Below are 11,423 nucleotides of genomic sequence, written 5' to 3'. Positions count from 1 at the left end.
CACTGCCTGTTCAATCCACACGCGTGTACAAGGCCAGCTTCAAGGCAGGATCGTCATTCGCCTGGAACGTGGCGTAGATGAACCGAGTCCCGTTCCGTCCCTCCGGTTGCAACGTCTTGCTGCCCGATGACGAGGTCGCCACGCGGTAGGACCGCCACCAATCCCGGAACTCCATCGACCCCGCATCAAGAGCCAACACCAGGTCCTCGAACAAAGGGTCGCTCCGGCGCTGATCGTATGTGGTCCGGAACATCGCGATCATCCTCTGGGCTTCCTCTGCCCAGCTGGGGCCGAACAGGTCGCGCGCTGCCGGGCTCGTCAGCATGTAGCGCAGGATGTTCCGTTCGGACTCGGGCATGTCCGAGAAACGCAGGAGGTCATCGGCCGAACCGTTCCAGCACAGCACATCCCAGCGCGCGCCCGTGATATAGGCAGGCTCAGCCAGGCCACGCACGATGGCTTGGATCGTGTGCGGCACCGTCTCGCGAACGAAGCACGGTGCGGCTCGCTGCCCGGCGAGCTTGTGCAGGTGCGCCGCTTCGACGCCGTCGAGCATGAGGGCACGCGCGAGTGCGGCGAGGGTCTCGTCCGATGCCGAGACCTCACGACCCTGTTCGAGCTTGATGTACCATTCGCAGCTGATCCCCGCACGATCTGCGACCTCCTCGCGCCGCAACCCCGGCGTCCGACGCGGGCGTGCGAAAGGCAGTCCAAGCGCAGCCGGATCGAGCCGGTGTCGGCGCGACCGCAGGAAGGCCCCCAATTGCTTGTTGCCGCTCACATGCTCTCCAGGGTGGTATCAGCCCGTCCCAGGATAGACCCAGGTCTTCTTGCGCGAAAACAAACGTCCTATCTCTTCTTCACCAACGGACGAAGGAGATGAGCGATGCCGATGGTCTACATTCAGATGCATGAGGGCAAGGGCGCAGCCTACAAGAAGGCCGTCTCGGACGGCATCCACGTCGCGATGATGGACGTGCTGGGTGTCCCGGACGACACGTGGGACCAGTTCTTCAACGAGCATATGCCCGGCAACATGGTCTACGACGCAAATTATTTCGGAGTCCATCGCAGCCCGGATATGATTTTCATCCACTTCTTCTTTAACACGCGACCCAAGGAGATGAAGGAGCGTTTCTTCGAAAGGGTTGCGGATGAGCTTACGAAGCACGCCGGCCTTCGCCGCGAGGATCTCCTCATGGCCATCACCGAGGTGCCCTGGGAGAATTGGTGGGCTTATGGCCGTACGATCGATCCGAAGACGGGCTTCGATACGCGCATGTAGGCTCAGGGCTGATGGGTTCCGAAGACCTCGGCGGTCGGCTGCCGCTGCTTCCCCCGGCGAGCCTCCGACCTGAGGCGCGCCAGCTCTACGATCGTCTCATGGGAGGTCGCTTGAGCTCCACGTCGCCATTTACCAGCAGGATCGACACAGGCGAGCTGATCGGACCATTCAACGCCTTCCTCCATGCGCCTGCCATTGGCGGCGGCTTTGTCGACTTCCACGAGGCCGAGGAGCATTCGACGCCACTTTCGCCTCGCGTGCGGGAAATCGTCATCCTCTCGGTCGGCGCAGTGTGGGGATCGGCTTACGAAACCTATGCGCACCGCGCCATCGCGGCGCAGGTTGGTTTCGCGCCCGACGTTGCCGCCGCGCTCGCCGCCGGCGTCATATGCGAGGGGATCAGCGCGGAGGAGCGGCTGGCACAACGCTTCGCGCTTGACCTCGTGCGCGACCGAATCGTCGACGATGCAACTTACCTGGAAGCGGAGCGGGTCTTTGGGCGGGAGGGGCTTGTCGCGTTAGTGTTCGTGGCAGCAGCCTACGACGCGACGTGCGTCATCCTCAATGCATTCGCCGTGCCCGCCCCCTCTCCCGATTGATAAGACTGCCGGCTCGAACGCCTACACATCAGCTGGCAGATCTTCTGCACCACAGCTTGCGGCAATTTCAGCACGCCGCGAAACATCAAACCCGGTGCGTCAGCGCCGTCCTTCGTCCACGCCGCAATCTGTTTCAACATCTAACGATGGAAAGTTCTGTGAGAAGATGAAGGGGCGCGGCTGGGTGACAGCGTGTTTTAAGCGATCATCGTTCAAACCTGGGCCGCGTTCTCTCCTGTCCGATGCAAGGCCTGCACGAACCGCAGCAGTAATCGGCCAAGCATCTCGCATTCTCGGTGATCCCAGTCCGCCATGGCTCGGTCGAGCAGGCGATGCCGGGCTTTCCCCAATGCGGCGAAGGCGTTGAGGCCGCGAGGGGTGAGGCGCGCTGTCCGTACGCGGCGATCGGTGGGGGAGTGCATACGTTCCAGAAGACCCGCCACCTCCAGTTTGCCCATCTGCCGGCTGACCGTGGAATGGTCGCGTCCAAGCTGGCCCGCCAGTTCGACGACGCTCGACTCGCCCAATGCGCCAAGCCGAACCAGCAGCGGCATAAACGCTGGGTCAAACGTCAATCCTGCCTCCGCCATGAGGAGCCGATCGTGGCGGGGATCGTTGATGAAGCTTGTCAGCCCACTGATTGCGGGGCCTAGCAAATCATGATTTCGGTGCATGGCGCACACTTTACAGCATTCCGGTCATTCTGCTATCTGTGCGCCATGCACATACTCACTTACATCGTCGTCGCTGGGAGTACGCGTCCCAACCGACGTTCGCCCGTGATAGCCCGGTGGGTTGCCGACCTCGGTGAACACGTCGCGAACGCGCACTTTCAGGTGATTGACTTGGGTGAGCTGGGACTGGGGCTCGACGACGAGGCCGGCATTCCCGCAATCCACGGCTACAAGCAAGAAACGACACGGGCCTGGGGCGAGCTGGTCGCCCATGCCACAGGGGTTGTGATCGTGACGCCGCAGTACAACTGGGGCTATCCCGCCGTCCTGAAGAACGCGATCGATCACCTCTATCGCGAGTGGCAGGGCAAGCCGGTGCTGATCGTGACATATGGCGGTCACGGGGGCCACCAGTGCGGCGAACAGTTGCGAACCGTGCTGGGCGCACTTGGGACGCGCCTGACGGACGCCATGCCGGGTCTGCTGCTTACCCGGGAAACGGTTGCAGCCAATGACGGACGGATAGATCCCGCGCGGGACTTTTCCGACCATGCCGACGATGTGCGGGCGGCGCTAACGGAGTTGGCGGCGCTCTCCGCCTCTGACACCATCACGATTGGCTGACAAACCAAGCACTGCGATCATTGAACGGAATGCTTGACGTGAGAGGAGTCCAGCCGTGACGTCAGATTCTGCGCAAGCCTTGTCCATCGTCCGTGACATGTACAATCTCATCGACCGTCAGCAATGGGACGAACATGCGGCATTAATATCGAGAGACTTCAGGTCGGTCCTCGGCACATACGATCCAATGACCTTTAAAGAGTGGCAGAGCCGGGTCAAACGAATATACGATGCTTTTCCAAACGGCCGACATGCTGTCGAATTTTACGTTGTCGAAGGTGGGAGAGTGTTGACAGTGGGGCGCTTTCAGGGTGTTCACACCGGCATGTTCATGGATCGACCGGCGTCGGGTCGATCTGTGTCAGCGGCAGTAATGCATGTCGATCGCGTTGAGAATGGCAAGATCACCGAGCATATTGCACAGCTCGATATTCTCGGGTTGCTCGGTCAAATTGACGCCAGCTTCTGAACGCAGCAAGTGGCGCCCTAAGGTTAGGACTCAATCAGCATCAGAAAGCGATGACACTTGCGAGTAGGATTGCTGAGGCGAAATTGACGGCGAGCTTGTCGTAGCGGGTTGCCACGCGGCGGAAGTCCTTGAGACGACAGAAGCGGCCTGGATCCGCCAGCGATCCTTGTACCTGCGGGTCGTGCCGGATGGCGCGCTTTGGCGTGCGTCGGCCTGGAACGATGGGAACTATACAGGCCACCCGAGGGTCTCGCCTCAGCGCGTTGGTATCGAGCCTTTGTCGGCGATCAACGGTCGCAGGCGACCTGGCGCAGTTGCGAGGACACGGATCGACCTTCACGTCGCTGGCATTGCCTGGTGTGAAGTGGATGACGGCGGGGCGTCCGATGACGTCTGTGAGGATGTGGATCTTGGTCGTCTGGCCACCACGTTAGACCCCGGAAGCCTGCGTTTTGGCCCCCTTTGCCACTTTGAGCGGTGCGCCTTGATGTAGGTCGAGTCCAACGCCGCACTTTCGGCGATCCAGCCCGCTTCGGCCAGGGCGGTCAGCATCCCGCGCCAGAAGCCGCGGCGCGACCACCTGTTGAACCGGTTGTAGACCGTTGTGTGGGGCTATAGTCCGGCGGCACGTCACGACAGCGCCCACCGGGCCTGTCGCAAACTTCCGGCGCTAACCTTTCGTTAGCCTTGTAGACCGAGTTTGCCGCCTCCCGCCCGGAGGCATCCATGATCCTGTCCGCCATCGGGGCCAAGCTGAAGAGCCGGTCGAAGGACGATTTCAAGGGCCGCCACTTCGAGGCGGGGCTGATCGTCCAGGCGGTGTCGTGGTACCTGCGCTACTCGTTGAGCTATCGCGACATCGAGGAACTGCTGCTCGAGCGCGGCCTCGAGGTGGACCACTCTACCGTGAACCGCTGGGTACTGGCCTACGCGCCGCTGATCGAGCGGCGGTTGCGTCCCTTCCGCAAGCCCCACTGCGGGTCGATCCGCGTCGACGAGACCTATGTCCGGATCCGGGGCGAGTGGCGCTACCTGTATCGCGCCATCGACAAGCACGGCGAGGCGGTCGCCTTCCTGCTCACCGCCCGGCGCGACCTCGATGCCGCGAAGCGGTTTTTCCGCAAGATGCTGAAGGGTGGTCTCTTGCTGTCGCCCGACCGGATCGGCACGGACGGGGCTGGCACCTATCCGGGCGCCATCGCGGCGGCCAGGACGGAAGGGCGGCTCGCGCGCGACCCCATCCACTATGTGACCAAGCACCTCCAGCAGGGGATCGAGAGCGACCATTTCCGGCTGAAGAAGAACATGCCGCGCGCAGGCGGCTTCCATAGCTTCAACACGGCGCGGCGGTCGATCCAAGGGTTCGAGGCCATGCTGTGGATGCGCAAGGGCTTCGGCTTCGCCGGCCCGTGGACCGTTGTCGAGCAGAACCACATGCTCGGGCTCTGCTTCGGACTTCCAAAGGTTAACGAAGCGTAAAACCGGGGTCGTCCAGACCCAACCTGCAACCTACTCGGGAGTTTGCGACAAGCCCCTCAAAGGCTCTAGTGGAACCACCTGAAAAGCCCGTATGGTCAAGCTTGACGAGGCGCTTGATTATGAGCGCCATATCATGTCATTATAGGGCGCGATGAACGAGGAGCAGCTTCATACGCTTGAGTTCCTGCTGGCCTTGACGGACGGACGGGTGCGCCCGGTCATCGTCCAGCCGCTCTGGCAGGAGTGGGAGGGGTCAAGGCGAGGATCAGCAAGCCGCGCACCTCCGAGAAGCAGAAACGCGAACTGCTCGGCGGCTACCTCGAACGGCTCCGAACCTTCCGGGTGCTCGATCCCGCCTGCGGGACCAGTAATTTCCTCTACCTCGCTCTCCTGCGTCGTCGGAGACGGATTCGGCAACTCCCGACCCGCCACAGGAGAGCCGAGTAAGAGGCTCACGCCGCCGACCCGTTCCTGTTACGGGTTATTAGGACCGATATCGGCCGCTGCGTGGGTCGCGAAGTATCGACGTGCGCTGTCGTCCATCGCGCCGGTCTTGCTCGCTAGGTAAGGAAAGTGCCCATAGCGCAGTGAACAATTCCCGATCGGAAACGGCTGCGCTTTCGCCCCGAATGGCATAGCGATAGAGAGCGGCCACGAACCCCGTTCGGTCCGCGCCGGACGCGCAATGGACCAAGATCGGCTTGGGAGCGTCCCGCAACACGGCGAGGATCTTCGCCACGCTTTCTTCCGGGACTTCGGAGCGTGCGGAGATGCCGATGTCGACATGCTCCACGCCACGGGCTCGCGTCATCGCCAACTCGGCCCGATACCAGTCCTTGGAAGGATTAGGTCCTCGAAGGTTCAGCACCGTGCGAATGTGGTCCGCGGTGATCTCGCGGTCGAGTTCGGGGCCGCTGAGTTGGGCTGACCTGTAGAGCTGCCCTTGCACAACGGTGTGGTGATTGCCGGTCCAGATCAGGACGCCGCAGTACGACGCATAAGACGCGGCGGGCATCGCGAGGGCCATGGCTGCCGCTACGAGAGTGTGCGGGAGTCTTAACCGGCTTCCTCTTCGGTAGTGGTCTGCGCCACGGCCTGTGCGCCGCCGTTAAAGTGCGCCGCAAGGAGATGCCCGGCCACGACTGCCGCGAGGCACAGCAGAACCGAGAAGCCGACGTTGAGCACAGCGCGGGCCCAGGCCCCGCCGCGCATGAGATCGAGCGTTTTGCAGGCTGAAGGAGGAGAAGGTCGTGAACCCTCCGCAGAACCCGACCATGACGAACAGGCGTGTCGTTTCGAGCAGAGGGTGCCTGCCGCTTGCTAGGGTCAGGGTACCGACCAGGCCGATTAGGAACGATCCGGCGATGTTGATGCCGATGCTGCCCCAGGGCAGGGTCCGGCTGAGTGGCAAAAACCACACGGCGATCCAGTATCGGGCGATCGTCCCGAGGGCTCCGCCCAAGCCGATCCAGAGCGTCGTCGTGAGACGGTTCATGAGCGGTCACCCGCGCGCCGGATTGCGCTGTCGGCGAGAATGACGACGAGCCCGACGAACAGGGTCGCCGGCCGCAGGGACGGGGGGATCCCCAAGTGCGGCAGAGCCAGCCAGCAGGCAGCCAGCCAGCCAGACGAGGATGGCGACGGCGAAGCTGCCGTCGTCACGAACAGGCCGATAAACTCGGACCAGATGACTTTCAGCCGGTTCATGCCCGTCCCCCTTCGATCGTGGGTGCCACGTTCCTCATGGCGCGCGCGCGACACGGCGGCACCAGCGCCAGTGCCGCCGCCAGATACCCTCCATTGAGCGCGGCGAGCGACCAGTCCTGCCCGGGCCAATCGAACCCCATGCCCTCCCCGACCCAGAAGGTGCCGAACGAGCACAGCAACAGGCCGACGATGAACTTGAGCGTGTTCTCGGGGATCATCGCGACGGGCCGGTGCAGGGCCAGTCCAAGCACGACGACGAGAGCCAGACCGGCAAGCGCGCCGATGATGGCCGGAGCCAGTAGGCCTGGACCGCCGCTGGCCATGGCGATGAACACCACCTCGATGCCCTCGACCATGGTGATCTTGAAGGCAGCGCTCGCAGCCACGCGGTCCCAGCCTCGGCTGACGCTTCCGAGCGCCCGCAATGCGGCGCTCTCCTTCTGATAGGCTTTCTCCTCGTCATGCAGCGGGATGACACCCGCCGAACGAAGGATCGCGGGAACAAGGGATCCTCCATCGGTCCAAGGTGAATCACTCGGATTCCAGGGCGGCCAAGTCGGAAATCTCGGTCTCCGTCAGCTTTTTGCCGACCTGCCAGCGTTCGAGGTGCTTGTAGACGATCACCTTCTTGTCGAGCAGGGCACCGTGCGTCCGGCAGAACGCGTCCAGGTCGGCCTTGTGGCCGATCAGTTCGACGCAGATCGTGAGGTCGGGGTTCATGCCCTCGACGTCCCGGTTCTGCACCGCACCGCCGTTGCTGAAGCCGTAGTGGGTGTGGTGCGCGACCGCGTTGACGAGGCCGGCCTGCTTGGCCTGGTTGACCAGCTCCTTATAGAGATCGCCGTTCGAGAAGGCTGCCTTGAGCCGGCCCTGGCCCGGCTTCCTATAGCGATCCTTTGGCGCCACGTAGATGCGCAGCATGCCGATCTCGTCGGTGGACAGGTGGTGGGTGTCGGGCATGGAAGGCTGCTCCTGGGCTGTCGATGATAGGAGGGACGGGTCGCCGAAGGGCGTTGGCTTGAAAGCGCGCGCGTGCCGCAGGGCGATGTCCGGCGGGATCACGTCGTTGCGGGTCTTGGGAACCGCGAGGCGCTGGGCAAGGTAGATTCCCGAATGGCCGCTGCACAGGTAGGCGACGAAGCAGGCGACGGCGATGTAGACCGTGTTGGTCGCGCCGAACAGTTCGATGCCCATGACGGTGCACGCCAACGGCGTGTTCGAGGCGCCCGCGAAGACCGCCACGAACCCGAGCGCGGCGAACAGGTCGACAGGGGCGCCCAGGAGCGCCGACAGGGCATTGCCGAGCCCAGCCCCGATGAAGAACAGCGGCGTAACTTCCCCGCCCTTGAAGCCGGCCCCGAGCGTGACGACCGTGAAGGCGATCTTCCAGGCCCAGGCCCAGGGAAAGACGTGGCCGCCGAAGAACGACACAATGGAAGCGTCGTTCAAACCAGGCGACGTGACGCCGAGGCCGAGGTACTCCCTCGTTCCCACCAAGTAGGTCAGGCCGATGATGGCAAGGCCGCCAATGACCGGACGGAGCCAGGCGACGGGACAGAGCTTCTTGAAGACGCCGCCCAACCAGTGCGACGCTTCCGAGAAGAGCAGGCTAACGAGCCCGAAGGCAACACCGGCCAGCGCGACCTTGGCGAGCAGCAGCGGGTCGATGTGGAACGGGACGCCGTTGGCTTCCGGCACGCCGGAGAAAGCCCACGTGATACGCGACATGGGTGATCCCCTAGGCGTGGCACGTCCAGTCCCCGACGATGGCCGCCAGGATGCACGGGACGAGCGCCTGATACTGCACGCGTCCGACCGCCAGGACTTCAAGGGCGAAGACCGCACCGGCCACGGGCGTCCCGAAGACGGCGCCGAAGCCCGCCGCGATACCGGTGGTGAGCAGCACGCCGACATCGCCCGGCCCGAGCTTGAGTACCTTGGCAAACGCACTCGCGATGCTGCCGCCGAGTTGGACGGCCGTGCCGTCCCGCCCGGCCGAGCCACCGAACAGGTGCGTGACCACGGTCGCGATCACGATCAGCGGCGCCATGCGGAGTGGCACGCCCCCGCCCGGTTCGTGGATCTGATCCACGATCAGGTTGTTGCCGCCCTCGGCGGGCTTGCCGACCCAGGCGTAGATCGCCCCGATCGCGCCACCGGCGACGGGCAACGCGAACAGCAGCCATGGCAGCGACTCGCGCGTCGCGGTCGCGCGCTCCAACAACCAGAGGAAGGTCGCGCAGAACGTCCCCACGGCCACGGCCATGGGTGTGGTAATGGCGAGCCACTTGGTGGCCAAGGCGACATGCAAGAGGCGCCGCAACGCGTAGGCGCGCGCTAAGTGGAAGACCTTGGCGAAAGAGACGGCAACGCGACCTGATCCTGCAACCGACAAACGGATTCCCCCCTTACGTTCCGCAAGGTAGGAATCATCAGCTCGGTGAGAGCGGTTCGACCCTCGAAGGGATCAGGCAGAAATCCATTGCCGCGAAACAGCTTTCGAACGCGCGCCGTCAACGGCCCGGCCGCGCACGAGCGCTTCTCCGATCTCGCGCGCCGTCGCATAGCGTTGGTTGGAAATGGTGTACGCTTGGTTCGCGATGGCACTCCGGTTCGGATGCTCGGCCCAAGCCACAGAGGCGTCCGCGCAATCGTCGACGTGGCAGGAATGCATGACGGCGTCAGAATTGCCGAAGATCCGATTGGAGGGGCTTATCGAACGATTCAGGCGACCTGCGGGCGTCTCAGTTGCTCGAGGACCGGGAAGAGGGCCGAAGGCTCGGGCCGACGCGAGTAGTCGGCGTTCACTTCGGCATAAGCGATCGCGCCATCTTGCGCGATGACGTACCGGGCGGGCATCGGGAGGGTCCAGCTATCCTCCCCGTTGAACTGTGTCAGGTCCGCACCGAGCGTCTTGTGGACCTCACGCATATAGTCCGGCAACGTCCAGCGCACGCCGAATTGAGCTGCAACTTCCCCGCCATGGTCGCCGAGAATCGGGAACCCGAGTCCGTTCTGCCGCTGCGACTTGCGGCTATTGGGCGCCGTCTGTTCCGAGATCGCGACGAGGCTCGCACCACGCGACTCGATTTCTGACCGAGCCTCTTCCAACGCGCTTAGGTCGAAGTTGCAGTAAGGACACCAGGCGCCTCGATAGAAGGTGACGACGAGGGGCCCCTCGGTGAGCAGCGCCTTGGACGAGATGGAAGTGCCGTCGGCGTCAGGAAGGGTGAACTCGGGGGCGATATCCCCGGCTTTCAGCGCCCGGTTCTGGGCGCCCGACGCGATCAGTTCCTTGGTCCCGCGATGCAGCGCTTCGCTGACCGCGGGCGGGACGGCGGCGTCGAATGCGAGTTTCAGCGCATCGAGCTTCCCTTGCAGCGGCAAGCCGGATTTTTCGATCGAGGCGAGGGTTTCCTGAAGGGTCATCGAAGATCTCGTAGGTTACGTACGTTTATTGAGGCTGTGCAGGCGATCGGCTAGCTTCGTAAGCAATGCGATATTGATCGATGCCGTCGACAAACGTCGCACGCCTCGCGTGCCATGCCGTCGCCGCCCTGAGCTTGTCCGAGCCGACCCACTGCCAGTAATTGAAAAGCCAATTGACGTCGCCGTACTTAAATTCGCGATCCGGCACCTCGAACGCCAGATCTAATCCGTAGGAACGGGCAAGCGCTTCTCCGATCTCGCGCGCCGTCTCATAGCGTTGGTTGGAGATGTTGTAGGCTTGGTTCGCGATGGCACTTCGGTCAGGATGCTCGGCCAAAGCCACATAGGCGTCCGCGCAATCATCGACGTGGCAAGAATGCATGACGGCGTCAGGATCACCGACGATCGTCATGACGTCGCGGCTGCGCGCCGCCAGGTCGAACAGGGAGCCATATAAACTTGACGACAGCCCGTAGACGACCGTCGGTCGCAGCACGACCGCGTCATACGGCGTCTCGGCCTTGTCGAGGAGTCGCGCCCCGAACGTGCAGCGTGGGACCAGAATGGCGGAGGCCGAGGCAGGAAGGAGCGGGCTCTCTTCCGTGTGCGGCGCTAGCGCGGGATCACCGTGCTTCTGCTTCGTCGCACCATAGTCCTTGCAGCCGCTCGAGAAGATGACCAGTGGCCGCCGGCCCGCGGCTTCGCTGCGGGCGACCGCCTTGTCCAACATGAGGCGCACCGCCGCCAAGTGGCCGGAGGGATCGGTCCGGTCCTCCGTGTTCGACACCACCACATCGAATGTCACGTCGCCAAGATCGTCGAAGACCGCCCCATTGCTGGGGCCGACGAGCGGCTGTATCTCGTTCCGCGCGAGATCGCCGACTGCTGCCTCCCGGCGCACCAACCCATAGGTCCGCCAGCCGGCCCGAGCGAACGCCTTGGCAACGGCGTTCCCGACGTAGCCGTTGGCACCTGTTACAAGGACTGTCTGTCGCGTCACGATTTCTCTCCGTCGCAGCCGGTTCCCGCTCAATCGGCCTGCAAAATCCCGCGGCTCCAAGCCGCTCCGGTTAGACATGACGTCTGCGCGGGTGCATCGGCATACACGGCGTATGTAAGCGGCCCGCCTGAGGCTGTCAATCCAAATACGCTTCGTA

Annotated in this window: 14 protein-coding genes, 2 pseudogenes and 1 riboswitch; of the genes and pseudogenes, 5 read left to right on the top strand and 11 right to left on the bottom strand. The window is 63.4% G+C overall.

Going from position 1 to position 11,423, the window contains the following annotated elements; translation table 11 throughout:
- Positions 1 to 10: 10 nt before the first annotated feature.
- Complete coding sequence (locus LGH83_RS16235) at positions 11 to 781, bottom strand: helix-turn-helix transcriptional regulator (RefSeq protein WP_227399545.1); 771 nt, start codon at positions 779 to 781, stop codon at positions 11 to 13.
- A 105-nt stretch (positions 782 to 886) separates the two neighbouring features.
- On the opposite strand from LGH83_RS16235, the gene LGH83_RS16230 reads away from it, so the two are divergent.
- Together LGH83_RS16230 and LGH83_RS16225 are read left to right on the top strand one after the other, a co-directional pair.
- On the top strand, positions 887 to 1,285 hold the full coding sequence (locus LGH83_RS16230) for a tautomerase family protein (RefSeq protein ID WP_227399544.1): 399 nt from the start codon (positions 887 to 889) through the stop codon (positions 1,283 to 1,285).
- Positions 1,286 to 1,296: 11 nt separating this feature from the next.
- Positions 1,297 to 1,884: a carboxymuconolactone decarboxylase family protein gene (locus LGH83_RS16225; RefSeq protein WP_227399543.1), complete on the top strand. Its 588-nt coding sequence runs from the start codon at positions 1,297 to 1,299 to the stop codon at positions 1,882 to 1,884.
- A 212-nt stretch (positions 1,885 to 2,096) separates the two neighbouring features.
- Here the strand turns inward: LGH83_RS16225 and LGH83_RS16220 are convergent, their stop codons facing one another.
- A complete protein-coding gene (locus tag LGH83_RS16220) occupies positions 2,097 to 2,474 on the bottom strand; it encodes a MarR family winged helix-turn-helix transcriptional regulator (RefSeq protein WP_227399542.1) in 378 nt (125 codons plus the stop codon).
- A gap of 189 nt (positions 2,475 to 2,663) precedes the next feature.
- On the opposite strand from LGH83_RS16220, the gene LGH83_RS16215 reads away from it, so the two are divergent.
- On the top strand, positions 2,664 to 3,182 hold the full coding sequence (locus LGH83_RS16215) for an NADPH-dependent FMN reductase (RefSeq protein ID WP_264479018.1): 519 nt from the start codon (positions 2,664 to 2,666) through the stop codon (positions 3,180 to 3,182).
- Positions 3,183 to 3,237: 55 nt separating this feature from the next.
- Entirely contained in the window at positions 3,238 to 3,651 is a 414-nt protein-coding gene (locus LGH83_RS16210; RefSeq protein WP_227399541.1) for an ester cyclase, read from the top strand.
- A gap of 40 nt (positions 3,652 to 3,691) precedes the next feature.
- On the opposite strand, the pseudogene LGH83_RS16205 reads toward LGH83_RS16210, so the two are convergent.
- Positions 3,692 to 4,263: pseudogene (locus LGH83_RS16205) on the bottom strand (IS5 family transposase); the annotation flags it as partial.
- A 114-nt stretch (positions 4,264 to 4,377) separates the two neighbouring features.
- On the opposite strand from LGH83_RS16205, the gene LGH83_RS16200 reads away from it, so the two are divergent.
- Positions 4,378 to 5,130: an IS6 family transposase gene (locus LGH83_RS16200; protein ID WP_227399540.1), complete on the top strand. Its 753-nt coding sequence runs from the start codon at positions 4,378 to 4,380 to the stop codon at positions 5,128 to 5,130.
- A 484-nt stretch (positions 5,131 to 5,614) separates the two neighbouring features.
- Here LGH83_RS16200 and LGH83_RS16195 read toward each other — a convergent pair whose 3' ends face one another.
- The 8 genes and pseudogenes from LGH83_RS16195 to LGH83_RS16160 form a co-directional block, all read right to left on the bottom strand.
- Positions 5,615 to 6,157: a tyrosine-protein phosphatase gene (locus LGH83_RS16195; protein WP_227399539.1), complete on the bottom strand. Its 543-nt coding sequence runs from the start codon at positions 6,155 to 6,157 to the stop codon at positions 5,615 to 5,617.
- Positions 6,158 to 6,186: 29 nt separating this feature from the next.
- A pseudogene (gene crcB / locus LGH83_RS16190) lies at positions 6,187 to 6,625 on the bottom strand (fluoride efflux transporter CrcB).
- Positions 6,622 to 6,837 carry a hypothetical protein gene (locus LGH83_RS16185; RefSeq protein WP_227399538.1) on the bottom strand — a complete coding sequence of 72 codons (216 nt, stop codon included), beginning with the start codon at positions 6,835 to 6,837 and terminating at the stop codon, positions 6,622 to 6,624. The pseudogene crcB and the gene LGH83_RS16185 overlap by 4 nt, the downstream one beginning before the upstream one ends.
- A complete protein-coding gene (locus LGH83_RS16180; protein ID WP_227399537.1) occupies positions 6,834 to 7,223 on the bottom strand; it encodes a hypothetical protein in 390 nt (129 codons plus the stop codon). The genes LGH83_RS16185 and LGH83_RS16180 overlap by 4 nt, the downstream gene beginning before the upstream one ends.
- A gap of 145 nt (positions 7,224 to 7,368) precedes the next feature.
- Entirely contained in the window at positions 7,369 to 8,565 is a 1,197-nt protein-coding gene (locus LGH83_RS20040; RefSeq protein WP_319799563.1) for a DUF190 domain-containing protein, read from the bottom strand.
- A gap of 10 nt (positions 8,566 to 8,575) precedes the next feature.
- Entirely contained in the window at positions 8,576 to 9,232 is a 657-nt protein-coding gene (locus LGH83_RS20035) for a chloride channel protein (RefSeq protein ID WP_319799562.1), read from the bottom strand.
- A 21-nt stretch (positions 9,233 to 9,253) separates the two neighbouring features.
- Positions 9,254 to 9,333, bottom strand: a riboswitch (Fluoride riboswitch).
- A 228-nt stretch (positions 9,334 to 9,561) separates the two neighbouring features.
- Positions 9,562 to 10,224: a peroxiredoxin-like family protein gene (locus tag LGH83_RS16165; protein WP_227401888.1), complete on the bottom strand. Its 663-nt coding sequence runs from the start codon at positions 10,222 to 10,224 to the stop codon at positions 9,562 to 9,564.
- Between the two features lie 67 nt (positions 10,225 to 10,291).
- Positions 10,292 to 11,266 (bottom strand): NAD-dependent epimerase/dehydratase family protein, encoded by a 975-nt coding sequence (locus LGH83_RS16160; protein WP_227399536.1) that lies wholly within the window; start codon positions 11,264 to 11,266, stop codon positions 10,292 to 10,294.
- Between the last annotated feature and the right edge of the window lie 157 nt (positions 11,267 to 11,423).

Origin of the sequence: Lichenihabitans sp. PAMC28606, from assembly GCF_020616535.1 — a bacterium.
Taxonomy (GTDB): domain Bacteria; phylum Pseudomonadota; class Alphaproteobacteria; order Rhizobiales; family Beijerinckiaceae; genus Lichenihabitans; species Lichenihabitans psoromatis.
The sequence above is the reverse complement of the archived record's forward strand: the minus strand, read 5'-3'. Positions and strand labels throughout refer to the sequence as shown.

Coding starts and splice junctions, on each gene's coding strand:
- LGH83_RS16230 (WP_227399544.1), top strand. CDS start 887: ATGCCGATGGTCTACATTCAGATGCATGAGGGCAAGGGCGCAGCCTAC.
- LGH83_RS16225 (WP_227399543.1), top strand. CDS start 1,297: ATGGGTTCCGAAGACCTCGGCGGTCGGCTGCCGCTGCTTCCCCCGGCG.
- LGH83_RS16220 (WP_227399542.1), bottom strand. CDS start 2,474: ATGGCGGAGGCAGGATTGACGTTTGACCCAGCGTTTATGCCGCTGCTG.
- LGH83_RS16200 (WP_227399540.1), top strand. CDS start 4,378: ATGATCCTGTCCGCCATCGGGGCCAAGCTGAAGAGCCGGTCGAAGGAC.
- LGH83_RS16195 (WP_227399539.1), bottom strand. CDS start 6,157: ATGGCCCTCGCGATGCCCGCCGCGTCTTATGCGTCGTACTGCGGCGTC.
- LGH83_RS16185 (WP_227399538.1), bottom strand. CDS start 6,837: ATGAACCGGCTGAAAGTCATCTGGTCCGAGTTTATCGGCCTGTTCGTG.
- LGH83_RS20040 (WP_319799563.1), bottom strand. CDS start 8,565: ATGTCGCGTATCACGTGGGCTTTCTCCGGCGTGCCGGAAGCCAACGGC.